A 21,386-nucleotide genomic window follows, 5' to 3' on the forward strand; every position below is an offset into this window, starting at 1 on the left:
AGCGCGAGGTCCGTGGCGCGGCGTGGCGCAACGATGCGCAAGAATAGGCAAGTGCGCGAGCGTCTTGCCGTCATCCCAGCCCGGATCAAGGGCGAGACGCCCGCGCCGGCACGATCCTGCGGCACAAAAAAAGACGGCCCGAGGAACGGATTCCCGGCAGCCGGACGTGGGTCCGAGTGCCGGGGGCCGTTCATCGAGGCCGTCTTGCTCGCCAGGCAGTCCGCGGCCAAGCCGCGGACCATCTCGCCATCATCCCTGCGCGCTTTCCTGTTGCGCGTCGACCACCGCCAGGGCGGTCATGTTGACGATGCGGCGCACGGTGGCGCTGGTGGTGAGGATGTGCACCGGGCGGGCGGCGCCCAGCAGGATCGGGCCCATGGCCACGCCGTTGCTGCCCGTCATCTTCAGCATGTTGTACGTGATGTTGCCGGTGTCCAGGTTCGGCATGACCAGCAGGTTGGCCGGGCCGTTCAGCGTGCTGTCCGGGTAGGCCAGCTTGCGGATCTTCTCGGACAGGGCGGCATCGGCGTGCATTTCGCCGTCGACTTCCAGGGCCGGCACGCGCTTCTGCACGATGTCGCGGGCTTCGGCCATCTTGCGCGACGACGCCGTGGGGCGGCTGCCGAAGTTGGAGTGCGACAGCAGCGCCACCTTCGGGATCACGCCGAAACGCACCATCTCCTCGGCGGCCTGGATGGTGATGTTGGCGATTTCCTCGGCCGACGGGTTTTCGTTGACGTGCGTGTCGGCCACGAACAGGGTCTGCTCGGGCAGCATCAGCACGTTCAGCGCGGCGTACGTCTGGCCTTCCTTGCGGCCGATGACCTGGTCGATATAGGAGAGCTGGTTGTCGTACTTGCTGGCCACGCCGCACAGCAGCGCGTCGGCATCGCCACGGCGCAGCAGCATGGCGGCGATCAGCGTGTTGTGCTTGCGGATCATCGCCTTGGCGATTTCCGGCGTGACGCCCTCGCGGCCGCGCAGTTGGTAGTAGCCGTTCCAGGTTTCGTTGAAGCGGCTGTCGTCCTCGGGATCCACGATCTCGATGTCGCGGCCGGCCACCAGGCGCAGGCCGAACTTCTTGATGCGCATCTCGATGACGGACGGACGACCCACCAGGATGGGCTGAGCCAGGCGCTCGTCGACCACGGTTTGCACGGCGCGCAGCACGCGCTCGTCTTCGCCGTCGGCGTAGATGACGCGCTTGGGCGCCTGCTTGGCCTGGGCGAACAGCGGGCGCATCAGTTGGCCCGAGTGGTAGACGAAGCCCATCAGCTTCTGGCGGTAGGCCTCGATGTCCTCGATGGGACGCAGGGCCACGCCCGAGTCGGCGGCGGCCTGGGCTACGGCCGGGGCGATCTGCACGATCAGGCGCGGATCGAAGGGTTTCGGAATGATGTATTCCGGACCGAAGCTCAGTTCCTGGCCGGCGTAGGCGCGGGCCACTTCGTCGTTCTGCTCGGCTTCGGCCAGCTCGGCGATGGCCTTGACGCAAGCCAGCTTCATCTCTTCGGTGATGCGCGTGGCGCCGGCATCCATGGCGCCGCGGAAGATGAAGGGGAAGCACAGCACGTTGTTGACCTGGTTCGGGTAGTCCGAACGGCCGGTGGCGATGATGCAGTCGGGGCGGGCCGCGCGGGCCTCTTCCGGACGGATCTCGGGATCGGGGTTGGCCAGGGCCAGGATCAGGGGCTGGCGCGCCATGGTCTTGACCATGTCGCCGGTCAGCACGCCGGCGGTGGAGCAACCCAGGAACACGTCGGCGCCATTGACCACGTCGGCCAGCGTGCGCGCGTCGGTGCGCTGCGCATAGCGCTTCTTGTTGGGCTCCATGTTCTCGTCGCGGCCTTCCCAGATGACGCCACGGGAGTCGGTCACGTAGATGTTCTCGCGCTTGACGCCCAGGTGCACCAGCAGGTCCAGGCACGCGATGGCGGCGGCGCCGGCGCCCGAGCACGCCAGCTTGATTTCGCCGATGTTCTTGTTGACGACCTTCAGGCCGTTCAGGATGGCGGCGGACGAGATGATGGCGGTGCCGTGCTGGTCGTCATGGAAGACGGGGATCTTCATGCGCTCGCGCAGCTTCTTCTCGATGTAGAAGCACTCGGGCGCCTTGATGTCTTCCAGGTTGACGCCGCCCAGCGTGGGTTCCAGCGCCGCGATGATGTCGACCAGCTTGTCGGGGTCGTTCTCGGCCAGTTCGATGTCGAACACGTCGATGCCGGCGAACTTCTTGAACAGGCAACCCTTGCCTTCCATGACCGGCTTGGCGGCCAGCGGGCCGATGTTGCCCAGGCCCAGCACGGCCGTGCCGTTGGTGATCACGCCGACCAGATTGCCGCGCGAGGTGTACTTCGACGCGGCATCGGTGCCCTCGGCGTGGATCGCCATGCACGCGTGGGCCACGCCGGGCGAGTAGGCCAGCGACAGGTCGTCCTGGTTGGCCAGCGGCTTGGTGGGCGTGACGGAGATTTTGCCGGGAGTCGGATAGGCGTGGTAATCCAGCGCCAGCTTGGTGAAGTTATCGTCCATGGGGTGCAGGGGAGGGTGACGGAGAAAGTCGGGCGCGCGAACGCGCGAGGGTTCAGCAGGCAGGCGGCGCGCGGAACGCGTCGCGACAACATATGAGGAAGACGTATTTCAACAGAAAGCGGGGCATTGTGCTTGCTGCACCGCAGCGAGACATTCCAGTCCCTGCTTTCCCGCAGGAGTATGCAAAGCTACGCACTTCAGTCAATAATGCATAGCAAATGCAATGCATGGAGCCATGCCGATGAAAACCGCGACGATCCCACCCCTGCGCGTTGAACCCGCTTTACGGGATGCCGCGCAGGACGTGCTGAGGCCGGACGAAAGCCTGTCGAGTTTCGTGGAGTCATCCGTGCGCGAGGCCGTTGAGCGCCGCCAGGCCCAAACCGAATTCCTGGCCCGTGCGCTGGCCTCGCGGGACAGTGCTCGCGCTTCTGGCGACTATGTTTCCGCAGAGGATGTGGTGGATGGGCTGCGCAGACGGCTGGCGGATGCGCGCTCAGGCAAACGGCGCCGGGCGTGAGCTATCGAGTTCGATTCACGCGTCATGCCGAGCGCGATCTGCAACGTCTCTACGATTTCATCATCGATCGCGATTCATCGGATGGGGCCGTGGCTGATCGAGCCTTGGCCGCCATCGAGGACAGTCTGCAGATCCTCCGTATTTCTCCTTTTACCTGCCGCAGAACCACGGGAGGCTCTCCTTTCCTGAGAGAGCTGATCATCCCGTTTGGCAACATGGGCTACCTGGCATTGTTCGAGATCGAGTCGCCTGAGATCGTGACGGTTCTGGCCGTGCGTCATCAGCGAGAAGACGACTATTACCGATAGCCGCGTGTGTGCTACCCCTCCCAGGGCGGCACCCCGCGCGGCGCCACGTTCAGCAGCCGGTCGCGCACGATCGTGCGCGCCGCCGCGTGGCGCGGGTCCTGGTCGGCCAGCAGGTCCAGCGCCTGCAGCACCATCCAGTCGGCGCCCACCTCGAAGAAATCCCGCAGCCTGGCCCGCGTGTCGCTGCGGCCGAAGCCATCGGTGCCCAGCACGCGGCATGGCGCATCGATCCAGGCGCGAATCTGTTCGGGCACGGCGCGCACGTAGTCGCTGGCGGCCACCACGGGCAGGGCCGAATCGCCCAGGCATTGCGTGATCCAGGCCGGTTCCGCGCCGTCCGAGCCCAGCAACCGCGCGCGGTCCGCATAGCGCGCGTCGCGCGCCAGTTCGGAATAGCTGGTGACGCTCCAGACCTCGGCGGCGATCTCGTGGTCGGCCGCCAGCCGCGCGGCCGCCTTCAGGGCTTCGCCGACCATCGGCCCCGCCGCCAGCAGCCGCAGTTGCGCGGCGCCCGCGGGCGCATGCACGCGATGCATGCCGCGCACGATGCCTTGCCGCGCCGCCTCGTCGGGCAGGTCGGGCTGGGGCAGGTTCTCGTTGGTGACGGTCAGGTAATAGAACTCGTCGCGCTGTTCGTGCAGCATGCGCTGCATGCCGTGCTCGACCAGCACCGCCACTTCATAGGCGAAGGCGGGATCGTAGGCGCGGCAGTTCGGCACGGTGGCCGCGGCCAGGTGGCTGGCGCCGTCCTGGTGCTGCAGGCCTTCGCCGCCCAGCGTGGTGCGGCCCGACGTGGCGCCGATCAGGAAGCCGCGCGTGCGCTGGTCGGCCGCGGCCCAGATCAGGTCGCCGATGCGCTGGAAACCGAACATCGAGTAGTAGATGTAGAACGGCAGCATGGGCAGGCCGTTGACCGAATAGCTGGTGCCCGCCGCCGTCCAGGACGAGATGGCGCCGGCCTCGGTGATGCCTTCCTCCAGGATCTGCCCGTCGCGCGCCTCGCGGTAATACAGCACCGAGCCGATGTCCTCGGGCTCGTACAACTGGCCCTGCGCCGAATAGATGCCGATCTGGCGGAACAGGTTGGCCATGCCGAAGGTGCGCGCCTCGTCGGCCACGATGGGCACGATGCGCGGGCCGACCTGGGCGTCCTTCAGCAGCGCGGTCAGCATGCGCACCAGCGCCATGGTGGACGACATTTCCTTGCCGCCCGCGGCCAGCGCGAACTGCGCCCATTGCGCGGCGGGCGGCGCGGCCAGGGCGATGGCGGGGGCGGTGCGGCGCGGCACGTGGCCGCCCAGGGCCGCGCGGCGCGCCTGCAGGTGGCGCATTTCGGCGCTGTCGGCGGCCGGACGATAGAACTTCAACGCCACGCAGTCGGCATCCGAGAGGGGCAGCGCGAAGCGGTCGCGGAAGGCCAGCAGCGCCTCGTCGTCCAGTTTCTTCTGCTGGTGCGTGGTCATCTTGCCCTGGCCGGCCGACCCCATGCCGAAGCCCTTCTTGGTCTGCGCCAGGATGACGGTGGGTTGGCCGCGATGCCGCACCGCGCGGTGGTAGGCCGCGTGGATCTTGGCCATGTCGTGGCCGCCGCGGCGCAGCCGGTCGATGGCCTCGTCCGACCAGTCGGCCACCAGCGCCGCCAGCTCGGGATCGTTGCCGAAGAAGTGTTCGCGGTTGTAGGCGCCGTCGTTGGCGGCGAAGGTCTGGAACTGGCCATCGACCGTCCGCGAGAAGGCGCGGGCCAGCGCGCCGTTGGCGTCGCGGCGCAGCAGAGTGTCCCAGTCGCTGCCCCACACCAGCTTGATCACGTTCCAGCCGGCCCCGGCGTACAGGGTTTCCAGTTCGTCGATGATGCGGCCGTTGCCGCGCACCGGGCCGTCCAGGCGCTGCAGGTTGCAATTGACGACGAAGATCAGGTTGTCCAGCCGTTCGCGCGCGGCCAGCGTCAGCGCGGCGATGGATTCGGGCTCGTCCATCTCGCCGTCGCCGAAGATGCCCCACACCTTGCGGTCGGAAGGCGCGGCCAGCGAGCGGTGCTCCAGGTAGCGCATGAAGCGCGCCTGGTAGATGGCGTTGATCGGCCCCAGGCCCATCGAGCCGGTGGGAAACTGCCAGAAATCGGGCATCAGCCAGGGATGCGGATACGACGACAGCCCGCGCAATCCGCCCGCCTGCGCGGTGATCTCCTGGCGGAACAGCGCCAGTTCGGATTCGTCCAGGAAGCCTTCGAGAAAGGCGCGGGCATATACGCCCGGCGCCGAGTGCGGCTGCATGTAGACCAGGTCGCCGCCTTGCGCGTCGTTGCGCGCGCGGAAGAAGTGGTTGAAGCCGACCTCGAACAGGTCGGCCGCCGAGGCGTAGCTGGCGATGTGGCCGCCCAGCTCGCCGTGCGCCTGGTTGGCGCGCACCACCATGGCCAGCGCGTTCCAGCGGTTGATGGAGGCGATGCGTTCTTCCAGCGCCAGGTTGCCGGGGAAGGGCGGCTCTTCGTCGACCGCAATGGTATTCAGGTAGGCCGTGCGGGTCAGGCCCGGGGGGCGCACGCCCAGTTGCGTGGCATGGGCCAGCAGGTGTTCCAGCACGTACGCCGCGCGCGCCGGGCCGTCTGCCTCGACCAGCGATTGCAGGGCCTCGCGCCATTCCGCCGTCTCGGCGGGATCGCGGTCGGAGGCGGGCAGGTCAGCCGGATGGAAGGGGGCGTCGCGCATGGGTTGTCTCGCTGTTGTCATGGATCTTGTCCTTCCATCCTATCGCCGTTGCCGGCGCATGAGTGATCGAAACCGCGTGCAGAACGCCCATGAAACGGTGCAAAATTCTGCAAAAGACAGAGTGAGGAGCACAACATGCCGAAAGCGTCGCTGGATGCCATCGATTGCCGCATCCTGGAGCAGTTGCAGACCGACTCCAGCCTGACCAACGTCGAACTGGCGCGCCGCGTGAACCTGTCGCCATCGCCCTGCCTGGCGCGGGTGAAGGCGCTGGAGGCCGCTGGCGTGATCCGCGGCTACGTGGCGCTGGCCGACCCGTTGCAACTGGGACTGAGCCTGAACGTGTTCATCCAGGTCAGCCTGGAGAAGCAGATCGAATCCGAGCTGGAGCGCTTCCAGAATGCCATGGCCGAATGCCCCGAGGTGATGGAGTGCTACCTGATGACGGGCGACGCCGACTACCTGTTGCGGGTGGTGGTGCCCGACATGCCGGGGCTGGAGCAGTTCGTGGTCAGCCGGCTGTCGCGCATCTCCGGCGTCAAGAATATCCGCTCGGGCTTTGCCCTGAAACAGGTCAAATACCAGACGGCCTTGCCGCTGGGCTGAAACCCGACTGAAAAAACACCGTTATACGGGGTGTGGTTTTGCAGGAGAGCGGGCGCGCGTACAGCGGATCCCTTATTAGTGCGCTGCAGCAACAAATCCGGCATAAAAATTTTGCAACATCCGATAGGGGCAGTTAGCCGCGTGTAGCCAGCGACATCGCAGCCGTTGCGGCCAAGCTCGCGCCGCCCGCATTTTGTGCAAAGCGCGGTCATCGGTCTGTCGCACGACTTGCCCACACTCATGGCGCTATACTGCCCAGTACGGCTTTCGAGGCTTGTCTGTCATCTGCCTTCTGCCCCTGCTATCCGCCAACCGGGAAGCCCGAGTCGCGGAAGGTTTTCCTGCATCGTATCGAGTGAAGCACTCGTCTAGGTGAAGCGTCATTATGTCTACGGAATCAGAGTCCCTTTCCACCTCCTATCTATTCGGGGGTAATGCCCCGTACGTCGAAGAGCTTTACGAAGCCTATCTCGACAATCCCGGTTCGGTTCCGGACAACTGGCGCGAATACTTCGACCAGCTGCAGCATTCCCCCGCGACCGACGGCCAGGACACCACGCGTGACCAGGCCCATGCCCCCATCGTCCAGTCGTTCGCCGAGCGCGCCCGCGCCAATGCCTTCGTGCATCGGTCGGCCGAGCCCGACCTGTCCGTGGCCAGCAAGCAGGTGTCGGTGCAGACCCTCATCGGTTCGTACCGTTCGCTGGGTTCGCGCTGGGCCGACCTCGACCCGCTCAAGCGCCAGGAGCGCCCGGCGATCCCCGAGCTGGATCCCGCGTTCTACGGCCTGACCGAGTCCGACCTCGACCAGACCTACTCGGCCACCAACACGTACTTCACGACCGCCAGCACCATGACGCTGCGCGACATCCTGAAGGCCCTGCGTGACACGTACTGCCGCTCGATCGGCGCCGAGTACACCCACATCTCCGATCCCGCCGCCAAGCGCTGGATCCAGGAGCGCCTGGAAAGCACGCTGGGCGCGCCGTCGTTCAACAACGACCAGAAGCGCCACATCCTGCAGCAACTGACCGAAGCCGAAGGCCTCGAGCGCTTCCTGCACACCAAGTACGTCGGCCAGAAGCGCTTCTCGCTCGAAGGCGGCGAAAGCTTCATCGCCTCGATGGACGAAACGATCCATCACGCCAGCGAGAACGGCGTCCAGGAAGTCATCGTGGGCATGGCCCACCGCGGCCGCCTGAACCTGCTGGTCAACATCATGGGCAAGATGCCCGGCGACCTGTTCGCCGAGTTCGAAGGCAAGCACGCCGAAGGCCTGACCGACGGCGACGTGAAGTACCACAACGGTTTCTCCAGCGACATCTCGGGCCGTGGCGGTCCGGTGCACCTGTCGCTGGCGTTCAACCCGTCCCACCTCGAAATCGTCAATCCCGTGGTCGAAGGCAGCGTGCGTGCTCGCCAGGAACGCCGCGGCGACCACGAAGGCCGCCAAGTGCTGCCGGTGCTGGTGCACGGCGACGCGGCCTTCGCCGGCCAGGGCGTGGTGATGGAAACCCTGAACCTGGCCCAGACCCGCGGCTACGGCACGGGCGGCACGCTGCACATCGTCATCAACAACCAGATCGGCTTCACCACCTCGGATCCGCGCGACTCGCGTTCGACGCTGTATTGCACCGACGTGGTCAAGATGATCGAAGCCCCGGTGTTCCACGTCAACGGCGACGATCCCGAAGCCGTCGTGTACGCCACCAAGCTGGCGCTGGACTACCGCATGAAGTTCCGCCACGACGTCGTGATCGACATCGTGTGCTTCCGCAAGCTGGGCCACAACGAACAGGACACCCCGTCGCTGACGCAGCCGCTGATGTACAAGCGCATCGGCCACCACGGCGGCACGCGCAAGCTGTACGCCGACAAGCTGGGCACGCAGGGCGTGCTGGGTGAAGGCGAAGCCGATCAGCTGGTGAAGGACTACCGCCAGCTGATGGAAGACGGCCACCGTACCATCGAGCCGGTGCTGACCGACTACAAGAGCAAGTACGCCATCGACTGGTCGCCCTTCCTGGGCGCCAAGTGGACCGACCAGGCCGACACCGCCGTGCCGCTGGCCGAGCTCAAGCGCATCGGCGAGCGCATCACCACCGTGCCGGAAGGCTTCACGGTGCACCCGCTGGTCAACAAGCTGCTGAACGACCGCCGCACCATGGCCAAGGGCGACATGAACCTCGACTGGGGCATGGGCGAGCACCTGGCCTTCGCCTCGCTGGTGGCGTCCGGCTACGCCATCCGCATCACCGGCCAGGATTCTGGCCGCGGCACGTTCACGCACCGCCACGCCGTGCTGCACGACCAGAACCGCGAGCGTTGGAACGACGGCACGTACATCCCGCTGCAGAACGTCTCCGAGGGCCAGGCGCCCTTCACGGTGATCGACTCGGTGCTGTCCGAAGAGGCCGTGCTGGCCTTCGAATACGGCTACTCCAGCGCCGAACCGAACACGCTGACCATCTGGGAAGCCCAGTTCGGCGACTTCGTCAACGGCGCCCAGGTCGTGATCGACCAGTTCATCAGCGCCGGTGAAGCCAAGTGGGGCCGCCAGTCGGGCCTGACCCTGATGCTGCCGCACGGCTACGAAGGCCAAGGCCCCGAGCACTCGTCGGCCCGCATCGAGCGCTTCCTGCAACTGTGCGCCGACAACAACATGCAGGTGGTCCAGCCCACGTCGGCCTCGCAGATCTTCCACCTGCTGCGCCGCCAGATGATCCGCGCCTTCCGCAAGCCGCTGGTGATCCTCACGCCCAAGTCGCTGCTGCGCAACAAGGATGCCGGTTCGCCGCTGTCCGACCTGGCCGGCGGCCGTTTCCAGCCGATCATCGGCGAGGTCGACGAGTCGATCAAGGCCGCTTCGGTCAAGCGCGTGCTGGTGTGCTCGGGCAAGGTCTACTACGACCTGGTCAACGCCCGCAAGGAGCGCGAAGCCAGCAACGTGGCCATCGTCCGCGTCGAGCAGCTCTATCCTTTCGCGCACAAGTCCTTCGAGGCCGAACTGCGCAAGTACCCGAAGGCCACCGAAGTGGTCTGGGTGCAGGACGAGCCGCAGAACCAGGGCCCGTGGTTCTACGTGCAGCACCATCTGTACGAGAACATGGACGAAGGCCAGAAGCTGGGCTACGCGGGCCGCGCGGCCTCGGCCTCGCCGGCCGTCGGCTACCTGGCCAAGCACCAGGAGCAGCAGAAGGCGCTGATCGAACAGGCTTTCGCTCCCCGCTTCAAGGGCTTCATGCTGACCAAGTAAGCAGCACGTACAGAACACACTCAATAAACGGAATTCATCATCATGGCTATCACTGACGTCGTCGTTCCCCAACTGTCCGAGTCCGTCTCGGAAGCCACCCTGCTGACCTGGAAGAAGCAGCCCGGTTCCGCGGTCGAAGCCGACGAGATCCTGATCGAAGTCGAGACCGACAAGGTCGTGCTGGAAGTGCCCGCCCCGGCGTCGGGCGTGCTGTCCGAAATCGTCAAGGGCGACGGCAGCACCGTCACCTCGGGCGAGCTGATCGCCCGCATCGACACGGCCGCCAAGGCCGCCGCTGCCCCGGCCACGGCGCCCGCCGCCGAGCCGGCTGCCGCCGCTCCCGCCGCCGCCGCACCGGCCGCTGCTGCCGCGCCGGCCAGCACGTCGGCCGCTGGCGTGGCCTCGCCCGCCGCCGCCAAGATCCTGGCCGAGAAGGGCGTGGACGCCTCGAACGTGCAAGGCTCGGGCCGTGACGGCCGCGTCACCAAGGGCGACGCCCTGAACGCCGGCGCCGCGCCGGCCAAGCCCGCCGCCGCCCCGGCCGCGCCCCCGACGCTGTCGCTGGACGGCCGTCCGGAACAGCGCGTGCCGATGAGCCGCCTGCGCGCCCGCATCGCCGAGCGCCTGCTGCAGTCGCAATCGGAAAACGCCATCCTGACCACGTTCAACGAGGTCAACATGCAGGCCGTCATCGACCTGCGCAACAAGTACAAGGAGAAGTTCGAGAAGGAGCACGGCGTCAAGCTGGGCTTCATGTCGTTCTTCGTGAAGGCCGCCGTGGCCGCCCTGAAGAAGTACCCCGTGCTGAACGCCTCGGTCGACGGCAAGGACATCATCTATCACGGCTACTTCGACATCGGTATCGCCGTCGGCTCGCCGCGCGGCCTGGTCGTGCCGATCCTGCGCAACGCCGACCAGCTGTCGATCGCCGAGATCGAGAAGACCATCGGTGATTTCGGCAAGCGCGCTGGCGAAGGCAAGCTGGGCATCGAGGAAATGACCGGCGGCACGTTCTCGATCTCCAACGGCGGCGTGTTCGGCTCGATGCTCTCGACCCCGATCATCAACCCGCCGCAAGCGGCCATCCTGGGCATCCATGCCACCAAGGAGCGCCCGGTCGTCGAAAACGGCCAGATCGTGATCCGTCCGATCAACTACCTGGCCATGTCCTACGACCACCGCATCATCGACGGCCGCGAAGCCGTGCTGGGCCTGGTCGCCATGAAGGAAGCGCTGGAAGATCCGCAGCGCCTGCTGCTGGACCTGTAATCCAGTAGAAAGGCCGGGCGGGGCGTGCAACGCGCGCCAGCGTCCGGCCCGGTTCCGGCCGCGGCCTGCCGCGCAGCGGCCCGGTCGCCTACGCGGCCACGGACCTCTCCCCCAATTCATCGCGAGAACATCATGTCCAAACAATTCGACGTCGTCGTCATCGGTGCCGGCCCCGGCGGTTACATCGCCGCCATCCGTGCCGCCCAACTCGGCATGTCCGTGGCGTGCATCGACGCCTGGCAGAACGGCGAAGGCGGCGCGGCCCCTGGCGGCACGTGCACCAACGTCGGCTGCATCCCGTCCAAGGCGCTGCTGCAGTCGTCCGAGCACTTCGAACAGGTCAACCACCACTTCGCCGAGCACGGCATCGAAGCCAAGGGCGTGACCCTGAAGCTCGACACGCTGCTGGGCCGCAAGAACAAGGTCGTCAAGCAGAACAATGACGGCATCCTGTACCTGTTCAAGAAGAACAAGATCACCTTCATCCATGGCAAGGGCGCGTTCGCCGGCCAGGTCGAGGGCGGCTGGGCCCTCAAGGTCACCGGCACCTCGGAAGAAGACCTGGTCGCCAAGCACGTGGTCGTGGCCACCGGCTCGTCGCCGCGTGAACTGCCCGGCGTGCCGTTCGACGAAAAGACCGTTCTGTCCAACGACGGCGCCCTGAACATCGCCGCCGTGCCCAAGAAGCTGGGCGTGATCGGCGCCGGCGTGATCGGCCTGGAAATGGGCAGCGTGTGGCGCCGCCTGGGTGCGGAAGTCACCATCCTGGAAGCGATGCCCGAGTTCCTGGCCGCTGCCGACCAGCAAGTCGCCAAGGAAGCCGCCAAGGCCTTCGCCAAGCAGGGCCTGGACATCCAGACCGGCGTGAAGATCGGCGAGATCAAGGCGACGGCCAAGTCGGTCACCGTGCCGTACACCGACAACAAGGGCGCCGAGCAGAAGCTGGTGGTGGACAAGCTGATCGTCTCGATCGGCCGCGTTCCCTACACCGGCGGCCTGAACGCCGACGCCGTCGGCCTGAAGCTGGACGAGCGCGGCTTCATCGCCGTGGACGGCGACTGCAAGACCAACCTGCCCAACGTGTGGGCGGTGGGTGACGTGGTGCGCGGCCCGATGCTGGCGCACAAGGCCGAGGAAGAGGGCGTTGCCGTGGCCGAGCGTATCGCCGGCCAGCACGGCCACGTCAACTTCGACACCGTGCCGTGGGTCATCTACACCTCGCCGGAAATCGCCTGGGTCGGCAAGACCGAGCAGCAGTTGAAGGCCGAGGGCCGCGAGTACAAGGCCGGTTCGTTCCCCTTCATGGCCAACGGCCGCGCGCGCGCGCTGGGCGACACCACTGGCTTCGCCAAGGTGATCGCCGATGCCAAGACCGATGAAGTCCTGGGCGTGCACATCATCGGCCCGATGGCGTCCGAGCTGATCTCCGAAGCGGTCACGATCATGGAATTCCGTGGCGCCGCGGAAGACATCGCTCGTATCTGCCATGCTCACCCGACGCTGTCGGAAGCCGTCAAGGAAGCCGCCCTGGCGGTGGACAAGCGCACCTTGAACTTCTAAGTCCTTGGTGTGGGTCGGCGCGAGGGGATTGGTGTTCTTTAGCCACCCTCGCCGGCCACAGGGGCCGAGCCGGCCAAGTCGCTCGGCTCGGGCGCGCCAGCAGGCGCCCTCGGTCCCGCTGCGCGGGACTGCCCTCCCTCCAATTGGCCGTCTCGGCCCCTGTGGCCGGCGAGGGTTCCCAGTATCTTCCATTGCCCATCTGGCTTCTGGCGAACAGGTTTGAACCGCCTGACAATGCGAGGATGTGCAACGCCGTGGCCAAGCTCAACGGCAGCGGCATGCCAGCGCCCTGTGCATGCCATTGACGTGAGTCCTGTGAGAGCCGGGCGCGCGTGGGCCGGCCAATTGGAGGAGGGGCAGTCCCGCGCAGCGGGACCGAGGGCGCCTGCTGGCGCGCCCGAGCCCGACGACTTGGCCGGCCCACGCGCGCCCGGCTCTCGCAGGACGCCTTCAAGCGACAACCCGGCAACCGACGCCCTCCATCGACATCGACAGGACGCCCTCCAGAGACTCAAGCACCAATGAACGTCCAGCAATACTACGAAAAATCCCTGTCCGAACGCGGCTACAAGCCCGACGAGGCGCAGCAGCGCGCCATCGACCGCCTGCAGCGTTACTACGACGACTGGGTGCGCTTCAAGTCCATGCGCTCGAACGCGCTGAAGAAGCTGCTGAGCCGTCCCGAAGTGCCGCGCGGCGTGTATCTGTGGGGCGGCGTGGGGCGGGGCAAGAGTTTCCTGATGGACGCGTTCTACGCCACCGTGCCGGTGGTGCGCAAGACGCGCCTGCATTTCCATGAATTCATGCGCGGGGTGCACCGCGAACTCGACGAGGTCAAGGGGATGCAGGACCCCCTGGACGAAGTCGCGCGCCGCGTCGCCCGCCGCTATCGCCTGATCTGCTTCGACGAGTTCCACGTGTCGGACGTGGCGGACGCCATGATCCTGTACCGCCTGTTGCTCAAGCTGTTCGAGCACGGCACCTCGTTCATCATGACGTCGAACTACGAGCCGTCCACGCTGTATCCGGACGGCCTGCACCGCGACCGCATCCTGCCGGCCATCAAGCTGATCCAGGACCGCATGGACGTGATGAACGTCGATGCCGGCATCGACTACCGCCGCCGCACGCTGGAACAGGTGCAGTGCTATCACTCGCCGCTGGACGAGCATGCGCGCCAGGCCCTGGAAGAAGCCTTCCACAAGCTGTCCGATACGCCGCCCGAGGCCGATCCCGTGCTGCACATCGAGCACCGCGAGATCCGCGCGCAGAAGCTGGCCGGTTCGGTGGTTTGGTTCGACTTCAACACGCTGTGCGCCGGACCGCGTTCGCAGAACGACTACCTGGAGCTGGCCAACCGCTTCCATGCGGTGGTGCTGTCCGACGTGCCCCGCATGGGGCCGCGGCAGGCGTCCGAGGCGCGCCGCTTTACCTGGCTGATCGACGTCTTCTATGACCACAAGGTCAAGCTCATCATGTCGGCCGAATGCCCGCCCGAAGAGATCTACACCGAGGGCGCGCTGGCCAACGAGTTCCATCGCACGGTGTCGCGCATCCTCGAGATGCAGTCGCGCGAATACCTCGAGGCCGAGCGGCGCAAGACGGTGCAACTGTAGGAAGCAGGCCACGCGCGCCGCCATGTTGGTGGCGCGTTTGCGTGAAAAACGCCTCGGCGGGTGGGTCTTTCTAATTAAGAATGATTATAATTCGTGCGTTTTGTCCGCCGTACGCCGAATCCGTCCGTGAAACCCGATCCTTCCGCCAGTCTGCTGCGTTACCGCTTCGCCGTCGCTTCACGCGCCCTTGCCGCCATCGGAGGCGGGTATGCGCTGGCATCCGCCGCCGCGGCGTGCTTTGCCGTATGGTTGCCCATGTCCCGGGTGGACGCGGTCCTGACGGCGCAGATGCTGGCCTTCCTGGCCTACGCCTGCGCGGTGATCTGGGTCTTCGCCACGCATAGCGCCTGGCGCGCCTGGGCGGGCATCGTGCTGCCGGCCGCGGTCTTCGCGGGGCTGTGGTGGCTGGCCCGCGTGCCGGGGGCGGCATGAGCGCGCCCGACCACGACAAGGGCGAAGATCAAGGCGCGCGCCCCGTGAAGCCCGAGCAACCGCATCCAAGTCCCGCCGCGAACGCGGCCGCCAAGTCCGCGAAGCCGGGGGGGGCCGCGGACGGCAAGCCGCGTCCCGCGCAGGCCGAGGGCCTGCGTCAGGCGATGTCCTGGCTGCATACCTGGTCGGGCCTGATCTTCGGCTGGGTGCTGTTCGCGATGTTCCTGACGGGCACGCTGGCGTTCTTCCGGCCCGAGATCACCCGCTGGATGCAACCCGAGGTCTCGGTGCAGGCGGTGCCCACCGCGCAATCCGTCGCGGTGGCCGAACGCTTCCTGCGCGAGCACGCGCCCAACGCCACGCGCTGGTTCATCACGCCGTCCAGTCCGCGCGAGCCGGCCATTCTTCTCACTTACCAGATTCCGAAGCCGCCGCCCGGCCAGCGCGCGTTCAAGCGGGCGGTGCTGGATCCGGCAACGGGCCAGGAGCTCAAGCTGCGCGACACGCGCGGCGGCGAGTTCTTCTACCGGTTCCATTTCGAACTGGAAATGGGCTATCCGTGGGGGCGCTGGCTGGCCAGCATCGCGGGCATGTTCATGCTGGTCGCCATCATCAGCGGCATCATCACGCACAAGAAGATCTTCGCCGATTTCTTCACTTTCCGGCCGGGCAAGGGCGGGCAGCGCGCGTGGATGGACGGCCACAACGTGCTGTCGGTGCTGGGACTGCCGTTCCACCTGTTGATCACGTTCAGCGGCGTGGTGCTGTTCGCGACCATGCTGCTGCCGGCGGGCATCCTGGCCACCTACGACAACGAGCGCCAGTTCTTCGACGAAGCCTTTCCTGCCTTCGCCGTGAAGCCCGCGACCGGCAAACCGGCCGAGCTGCTGCCGCTGGGGCCGCTGGTGGCCCAGGCGCAGGCGGACTGGCAGGGCGGCCGGGTGGGGCGCGTGGTGGTCAGCCAGCCGGGCGATGCCGCCGCCACGGTCAGTGTGGGCCGCGCCACCTCCGAACGCGTGTCCTATGGCCGCCTGGCGCCGACCATCACCTACAGCGGGGTGGATGGCAGCCTGATCAGCCGCAACGACGCCCAGAGCGGCGCCGCCATCACGGCCGGCACCATCATCGGCCTGCACCTGGGGTTGTATGCCGAACCGCTGCTGCGCTGGTTCTACTTCCTGGTCAGCATGGCGGGGACCGCCATGGTCGGCTCGGGCCTGGTCCTGTGGATCGCCAAGCGGCGCCAGAAGCTCAAGCCGGGCGCGCCCGACACGATCTCCCTGCGTGTGGTCGACGCGTTGAATGCCGGCACCATCGCCGGCCTGGGCGTGGCGTGCGCCACGTACTTCTGGGCCAACCGCCTGTTGCCCTCGGACCTGCCCAACCACGGCAAATGGGAGTCGCGTGCGTTCTTCATCGCATGGGGCGTCTGCTTCCTGTATGCCTTCGTGCGCGGACGCGGCAAGTGGCGCGAGCTGCTGTGGCTGGCGGCCGCGATGTTGATGGCCGTGCCCGTGATCAACGCGCTGACCACCTCCCGCCACCTGGGCGTGTCGTTGCCGGCGGGCGACTGGGTAATGGCCGGGTTCGACCTGACCACGCTGGCTTGCGGCGGCCTGCTGGCCTGGATCGCACACCGCGCGGGCCGCAAGCGTCCCGTCCCCGCGGCGCGCGCGGCCGCCAAGCCACGCGCCGCCACGCCCGCGGTCGCCCCTGCCGCGCGCAGCGCCGAGCCGGTTTCTTCCAATCGCAAGCAGGCCGAGCCTGCCGCGAACCCTGCCTACGAATCGAGGTGATCGCATGAACGCCGCCGCCTTCTGCCTGGCCTACGCCGGATTCTCCGCCCTGTGCCTGGCCATGGACCGCCACTACGAGGACGTGTTCGACCGCGAGATCCCGCGCCAGCATCGTCTGCTGCTGCGCCTGCTGGGCTGGCTGGGCCTGGCCCTGTCGTTGGGCGCCTCGGCGGCGGCCTGGGGCTGGAGCTACGGCACCGTCGAATGGGTCGGCATCCTCAGCCTGGCGGGCCTGTTGCTGATCTGGTTCCTGACCTACTGGCCGCGCGCGGCGCTGGCCACCGGCGGCGCCTGCGCACTGGCTGCGCCGGTGCTGGCCTGGGCGGCCTGAGGCCCGTTTCGCGGCAGTCACGCGGAGTACACTGCGGCTTCTATTCACTCGTCCAGCGCCGCAGTCATGAATACCCGCGTCCTCACCGGCATCACCACTACCGGTACTCCTCACCTGGGCAATTACGCCGGCGCCATCCGCCCGGCCATCCAGGCCAGCACCCAACCCGGCGTCGACGCGTTCTTCTTCCTGGCTGATTACCACGCGCTGATCAAGTGCGACGATCCGGCGCGCGTGGCGCGCTCCCGGCTGGAGCTGGCGGCCACGTGGCTGGCGGCGGGCCTGGATCCCGAGCGCGTCACGTTCTACCGCCAGTCCGATGTGCCCGAGATTCCCGAACTGTGCTGGCTGCTGACCTGCGTCACGCCCAAGGGCCTGATGAACCGCGCGCACGCGTACAAGGCGTCGGTGGACCAGAATGCCGCCAAGGGCGTCGAGCCCGACGACGGCGTCACCATGGGCCTGTTCTCGTATCCCATCCTGATGGCCGCGGACATCGTGATGTTCAACGCGCACAAGGTGCCGGTGGGCCGCGACCAGGTGCAGCACCTGGAGATGGCGCGCGACATCGCGCAGCGCTTCAATCATCTGTACGGCAGCGATTTCTTCGTGTTGCCCGAGGTCGTCATCGAGGAAGAGGTGGCCACGCTGCCCGGCCTGGACGGCCGCAAGATGTCCAAGAGCTACAACAACACCATCCCGCTGTTCGAGGGCGGCGCGGCGGCCCTGCGTGCGGCGGTGATGCGCATCGTGACCGATTCGCGCCAGCCCGGCGAGCCCAAGGACGCCGAAGGCTCGCACCTGTACACCCTGTACCGCGCCTTCGCCACCCCCGAGGAAAGCGCCGCGTTCCGCGCGCAGCTCGAAGGCGGCATGGGCTGGGGCGAGGCCAAGACGGCCCTGTACGAGCGCCTGGAGGGCATCCTGGCGCCCATGCGCGAGCGCTACGACGCGCTGATGGCCCATCCCGAACGCATCGAGGAAATCCTGCTGCACGGCGCTGGCCGCGCCCGCGCGATGGCCGGTCCGGCGTTGCAGGTGCTGCGCGAGGCGGTGGGCCTGCGCAACCTGGGGGCGCAAGCGGTCGACAGGAAAGGCGCGAAGACCAAGGCTGCCAAGGGGGCGCGCTTCGTCAGTTTTCGCGATGCCGACGGCAGCTTCCGCTTCCGCCTGCTGGCCGCCGATGGCGAGGAACTGCTGACCTCGCAGGCCTATGCCGATCCCAAGCTGGCCGGCGCCGCCATGAAGCGCCTGCCGGCCGAGGGGCAACTGCGCGCCACGGGCGAGGCCTCGCATGCGGTCCAACTGGATGGCGAGGACGTGGCCGCCAGCCCCGAGGGCGCGTCCGCCGGCGCGATCGACCGCACCCGCGACGCCTTGGCCGAACTGGCGCAGTAAGCATTTCGCTGGGCAATCCGGGCGCCACGCCCGGATTGCGCTGCCCGTCAATGGGCTTTTGTGCTCAAAAATTAAGCACAGACATTTTGTTTCGACAGACAAGTCTTGTGGTAATTTTCGAGACCGTTGGAGGCGGTTTTGGTCGCCAGGCCATTCCCAGGCAAAAGCGTTCCCGTTGAAGGGGCGGAAAAGCCTGGAAGGACGGCCCGGGGATAGGCGTGCCCGTGGCGTAGCGCTCTGCCTGAGCGCCGCCGGGGCTGGCGCCGCGCCACCTTCTCTCGAGCGAGCATCATGTCCATACCCATACGTCTGGCTCGTCAGGCCGGCTGGGCGGTCTTGCTGTGCCTGGCCTGCTGGAGCAGCGCGGCGGGCGCGCTGGAACTGAATCCTGATCGGTTGCGCCACGCGGCCGAAACCCGCTATGGCCCGCAGGCACTGCAGGCCGTGGCGGCTTGGCTGCTGCAATTGCACAACGATGCGGCGTTGCCGGAGCGCGACAAACTCGAACGCGTCAACGACTTCTGGAACCGCAGCATCCTGCCCGCCCAGACCATTGCGCGGCCCGCGATGGACTGGGCCACCCCCCTGGAAATCCTGGCCAGAGGGCAGGGCGCCTATGCCGATTACGCCGTCGGCAAGTATTTCTCGTTGGCGGTGCTGGGCGTGCCCGTCGACCGCCTGCGCTTTATTTATGTCGAGGCGCGGCCGTTAGAGGGGCATCCGGTGCCGCACATGGTGCTCGGATACTACGCCACCCCCAGCGCCGAGCCGCTGGTGCTGGACAACCTCGCGGCGGCGGTGCTGCCCGCCACGCAACGTCCAGACCTGATCCCGGTTTTCAGCTTCAGCGCGGGCGGCGTCTACCTGGACGAGCGCCGCGCCGCGCCTGCCGACCGGGTCGGACGCTGGCGCGCGCTGTTGGCGCGCATGCGGCGTGAAGGTCTGGAACCCTGATTGGAGTGTGTAGGAATTGCCCATGTCGATTCTTCGGCGACTGCTGTTGAGTGTTTCCCTGGTAATTGTCGCCATTCTTGTAGGCGTACTGGCCCTGAGTATCTCGTCCGCCCGTGAGTACCTGTCGGGCCAGTTGCAGATGCAGGGCCGCGATGCGGCCGTTTCCCTGGCCCTGGCGCTGTCCCAGCCGGGCAGCGCCGATCCCGCGGTCCAGTCTCTGCTGGTGACGTCGCTGTTCGACGGCGGCAACTTCAAGGAAGTCAGTTTCGAGGATGCCCAGGGCAAGCCGCTGGTGCAGCGCCGCGAGGAACATGCCGATCCGACCGTGCCGGCCTGGTTCCGCCGCCTGGTCCCGATGCAGGCGCGCGCCGCCAGCCATCCCGTGAACAACGGCTGGCGCCAGATCGGCACCGTGACGTTGGTGGCGGACGACGCCTATGCCTGGGAAACCTTGTGGCAAAGCTGCCTGCGCATGGCGGCGCTGGTGCTGGCCGCCGGCGTGTTGTGGGGCCTGTTCGCCTGGTCGCTGGCGCGCTGGCTGCACCGCCGTCTGCTGCCCGAACTGGGCGATCACGTCCGTGCGCTGGGACGCGGCCAATGGAATCGTGCACCGGCGGTCTCGCGGGTCGCCGAACTGGCCGCGGTGGCCGATGCGGTGAACGAGGCACGCGAGCAGTTGCGCTCCACCGCCGAGGCGCAGGCGGCTCGCACCGAATCCATGCGGGCAGAACTGGACCGCGACGTGGTCACGGGCGCGGCCAGCCGCAAGGCATTCATGCAGGACCTGGACCAGGCGCTGGCCGAGACCGCCGAGGACGCCGAGGCGCGCCAGCGCTATCCCATGGGCCACGTGCTGGTGTTCCGCCAGCGCGACCTGGCCGGCATCAACCGCCACATGCACCGCGCGTTGGCCGATCAGTGGCTGCGCATGGTGTACGAGCGCATACAGAGCGTGGTGTCGGCGCGGCGCCAGCCCGGTGCGGTGCTCGGCCGCCTGAACGGCTCGGACTTCGCGCTGCTGTTCCCGAATTCCACTACGCCCGTGGCCACGCTGCTGGCCGAACGCCTGCGCGCGGAATTGCGTCACCTGCGCATTCCCGTGGGCGAGGGGGCGCTGTGCCGCTGGGCGCTGGCGTTGACGAACTACATGCCGGGCGCGCAGGCCGGCGAGGTGCTGGCACGGCTCGATCATGCATTGATGCAGGCCGAGAACTCGGGCGACGATCAGCCCCAGTTCGCCCCCGAGGATGCGCCGCAGGGGCTGGCCGTGGGAGAGACCGCCTGGAAGGAGGCCATCCAGAACGGCGTGCGGCTCAGCCTGTATTCGCTGTCGGTCGAGCCATTGATGGATCTGCATGGGCGGGTGGTGCGCCACGAGGCGCAACTGACGCTGCTGGCCAACGGCTCGCAGGAGCCGATCCCCGCCCAATTGTTCATTCCCGCCGCCGTGCGCCTGAATCTGTCGGCCGATTGCGACCTGCAGGCAGTGCGCCTGGGACTGGAGTGGCTGGCGGACAATGCCGGCGATCTGGTGGTGCGCCTGTCCCTGCCTTCGCTGAAGCAGTCCGGCTTCCTGACGCAGTTGCAGAGGCAACTGTCCGAATCCCCGGCCCTGGCGTGTCGCCTGTACGTTGAAATCGACGCGCATGGCCTGGTCGAGCAATACGCCTCGGTCGAAGACCTGTGCCGCCTGGCGGCCCGCATGGGCACGCGCGTGGGCCTGCGCCGCCTGGCGCAACAGTTCAGCGCGTTGACCCGGCTGCACGGCCTGCCGCTGGCCTATCTGAAGCTGGGGGGCAGTTTCGTTGCCGGGCTGACCAAGAGCCCCGGCAGCCAGGCGCTGGCCGCCACGGTGATCGACCTGGCGCATCAGCGCGATATCGACGTATGCGCCGAGGACGTGCCCGACGTGGCGACCCGGCAGGTGCTGGAAAGCCTGGGCATCACGCAGATGCGCGGGGCGGGCGTGATGGCCGAGGCCTGAGGGCAGGGCCATCGGTGTTGGCCTTGCATGAGGAATGGGGAACGCTCCCCCCGCTGCCTTGGAGCGGCCTGGCGTTAAAAAAAGCGGCGGCCATCATGGCCGCCGTTTCGCATCTC

At 67.1% G+C, this 21,386-nt stretch carries 15 protein-coding genes; 13 read left to right on the forward strand and 2 right to left on the reverse strand.

Annotated features, from left to right (window positions below):
- Nucleotides 1-249: 249 nt before the first annotated feature.
- Entirely contained in the window at nt 250-2,532 is a 2,283-nt protein-coding gene (locus A7W11_RS06750) for an NADP-dependent malic enzyme (protein ID WP_066410251.1), read from the reverse strand.
- Nucleotides 2,533-2,773: 241 nt separating this feature from the next.
- Here A7W11_RS06750 and A7W11_RS06755 point away from each other — a divergent pair, with 241 nt between their 5' ends.
- Together A7W11_RS06755 and A7W11_RS06760 are read left to right on the forward strand one after the other, a co-directional pair.
- Nucleotides 2,774-3,052: a YlcI/YnfO family protein gene (locus A7W11_RS06755; RefSeq protein ID WP_066126486.1), complete on the forward strand. Its 279-nt coding sequence runs from the start codon at nt 2,774-2,776 to the stop codon at nt 3,050-3,052.
- On the forward strand, nt 3,049-3,360 hold the full coding sequence (locus A7W11_RS06760) for a type II toxin-antitoxin system RelE/ParE family toxin (protein WP_066410252.1): 312 nt from the start codon (nt 3,049-3,051) through the stop codon (nt 3,358-3,360). Before A7W11_RS06755 ends, A7W11_RS06760 begins: the two co-directional genes overlap by 4 nt.
- An 11-nt stretch (nt 3,361-3,371) precedes the next feature.
- On the opposite strand, the gene mdeB is transcribed toward A7W11_RS06760, so the two are convergent.
- Nucleotides 3,372-6,068 (reverse strand): alpha-ketoglutarate dehydrogenase, encoded by a 2,697-nt coding sequence (mdeB, locus tag A7W11_RS06765; RefSeq protein ID WP_066410253.1) that lies wholly within the window; start codon nt 6,066-6,068, stop codon nt 3,372-3,374.
- A gap of 135 nt (nt 6,069-6,203) precedes the next feature.
- Between mdeB and A7W11_RS06770 the strand changes: the two genes are divergently transcribed.
- From A7W11_RS06770 to A7W11_RS06820, 11 genes are all read left to right on the forward strand, one after another.
- A complete protein-coding gene (locus tag A7W11_RS06770) occupies nt 6,204-6,674 on the forward strand; it encodes an Lrp/AsnC family transcriptional regulator (protein ID WP_066410254.1) in 471 nt (156 codons plus the stop codon).
- A 385-nt stretch (nt 6,675-7,059) separates the two neighbouring features.
- Nucleotides 7,060-9,930: a 2-oxoglutarate dehydrogenase E1 component gene (locus A7W11_RS06775; RefSeq protein WP_066410255.1), complete on the forward strand. Its 2,871-nt coding sequence runs from the start codon at nt 7,060-7,062 to the stop codon at nt 9,928-9,930.
- Between the two features lie 42 nt (nt 9,931-9,972).
- Nucleotides 9,973-11,199 carry a 2-oxoglutarate dehydrogenase complex dihydrolipoyllysine-residue succinyltransferase gene (gene odhB, locus A7W11_RS06780; RefSeq protein WP_066410256.1) on the forward strand — a complete coding sequence of 409 codons (1,227 nt, stop codon included), beginning with the start codon at nt 9,973-9,975 and terminating at the stop codon, nt 11,197-11,199.
- A gap of 132 nt (nt 11,200-11,331) precedes the next feature.
- Complete coding sequence (gene lpdA / locus A7W11_RS06785) at nt 11,332-12,759, forward strand: dihydrolipoyl dehydrogenase (protein ID WP_066410257.1); 1,428 nt, start codon at nt 11,332-11,334, stop codon at nt 12,757-12,759.
- Nucleotides 12,760-13,280: 521 nt separating this feature from the next.
- Nucleotides 13,281-14,375 (forward strand): cell division protein ZapE, encoded by a 1,095-nt coding sequence (gene zapE, locus A7W11_RS06790; protein WP_066410258.1) that lies wholly within the window; start codon nt 13,281-13,283, stop codon nt 14,373-14,375.
- Between the two features lie 150 nt (nt 14,376-14,525).
- On the forward strand, nt 14,526-14,807 hold the full coding sequence (locus A7W11_RS06795) for a DUF3649 domain-containing protein (RefSeq protein WP_066410407.1): 282 nt from the start codon (nt 14,526-14,528) through the stop codon (nt 14,805-14,807).
- 164 nt (nt 14,808-14,971) lie between these two features.
- Entirely contained in the window at nt 14,972-16,603 is a 1,632-nt protein-coding gene (locus A7W11_RS06800; protein WP_066410408.1) for a PepSY-associated TM helix domain-containing protein, read from the forward strand.
- A gap of 4 nt (nt 16,604-16,607) precedes the next feature.
- A complete protein-coding gene (locus A7W11_RS06805; RefSeq protein WP_066410259.1) occupies nt 16,608-16,934 on the forward strand; it encodes a DUF3325 domain-containing protein in 327 nt (108 codons plus the stop codon).
- 66 nt (nt 16,935-17,000) lie between these two features.
- Entirely contained in the window at nt 17,001-18,332 is a 1,332-nt protein-coding gene (locus tag A7W11_RS06810) for a tryptophan--tRNA ligase (protein ID WP_066410260.1), read from the forward strand.
- A gap of 291 nt (nt 18,333-18,623) precedes the next feature.
- Nucleotides 18,624-19,286, forward strand: coding sequence for a transglutaminase-like cysteine peptidase (locus A7W11_RS06815; RefSeq protein ID WP_082887129.1), 663 nt, complete (start codon nt 18,624-18,626; stop codon nt 19,284-19,286).
- Between the two features lie 22 nt (nt 19,287-19,308).
- The gene (locus tag A7W11_RS06820) at nt 19,309-21,270 is read left to right on the forward strand and encodes a bifunctional diguanylate cyclase/phosphodiesterase (RefSeq protein WP_066410262.1); all 1,962 of its coding nucleotides are present in this window, start codon (nt 19,309-19,311) and stop codon (nt 21,268-21,270) included.
- Nucleotides 21,271-21,386 lie beyond the last annotated feature (116 nt).

The organism is Bordetella ansorpii (assembly GCF_900078315.1).
Taxonomy (GTDB): domain Bacteria; phylum Pseudomonadota; class Gammaproteobacteria; order Burkholderiales; family Burkholderiaceae_B; genus Bordetella; species Bordetella ansorpii.

Coding starts and splice junctions, on each gene's coding strand:
- A7W11_RS06750 (WP_066410251.1), bottom strand. CDS start 2,532: ATGGACGATAACTTCACCAAGCTGGCGCTGGATTACCACGCCTATCCG.
- A7W11_RS06775 (WP_066410255.1), top strand. CDS start 7,060: ATGTCTACGGAATCAGAGTCCCTTTCCACCTCCTATCTATTCGGGGGT.
- lpdA (WP_066410257.1), top strand. CDS start 11,332: ATGTCCAAACAATTCGACGTCGTCGTCATCGGTGCCGGCCCCGGCGGT.
- zapE (WP_066410258.1), top strand. CDS start 13,281: ATGAACGTCCAGCAATACTACGAAAAATCCCTGTCCGAACGCGGCTAC.
- mdeB (WP_066410253.1), bottom strand. CDS start 6,068: ATGCGCGACGCCCCCTTCCATCCGGCTGACCTGCCCGCCTCCGACCGC.
- A7W11_RS06815 (WP_082887129.1), top strand. CDS start 18,624: ATGTCCATACCCATACGTCTGGCTCGTCAGGCCGGCTGGGCGGTCTTG.
- A7W11_RS06755 (WP_066126486.1), top strand. CDS start 2,774: ATGAAAACCGCGACGATCCCACCCCTGCGCGTTGAACCCGCTTTACGG.
- A7W11_RS06805 (WP_066410259.1), top strand. CDS start 16,608: ATGAACGCCGCCGCCTTCTGCCTGGCCTACGCCGGATTCTCCGCCCTG.
- A7W11_RS06800 (WP_066410408.1), top strand. CDS start 14,972: ATGTCCTGGCTGCATACCTGGTCGGGCCTGATCTTCGGCTGGGTGCTG.
- A7W11_RS06770 (WP_066410254.1), top strand. CDS start 6,204: ATGCCGAAAGCGTCGCTGGATGCCATCGATTGCCGCATCCTGGAGCAG.
- odhB (WP_066410256.1), top strand. CDS start 9,973: ATGGCTATCACTGACGTCGTCGTTCCCCAACTGTCCGAGTCCGTCTCG.
- A7W11_RS06820 (WP_066410262.1), top strand. CDS start 19,309: ATGTCGATTCTTCGGCGACTGCTGTTGAGTGTTTCCCTGGTAATTGTC.
- A7W11_RS06810 (WP_066410260.1), top strand. CDS start 17,001: ATGAATACCCGCGTCCTCACCGGCATCACCACTACCGGTACTCCTCAC.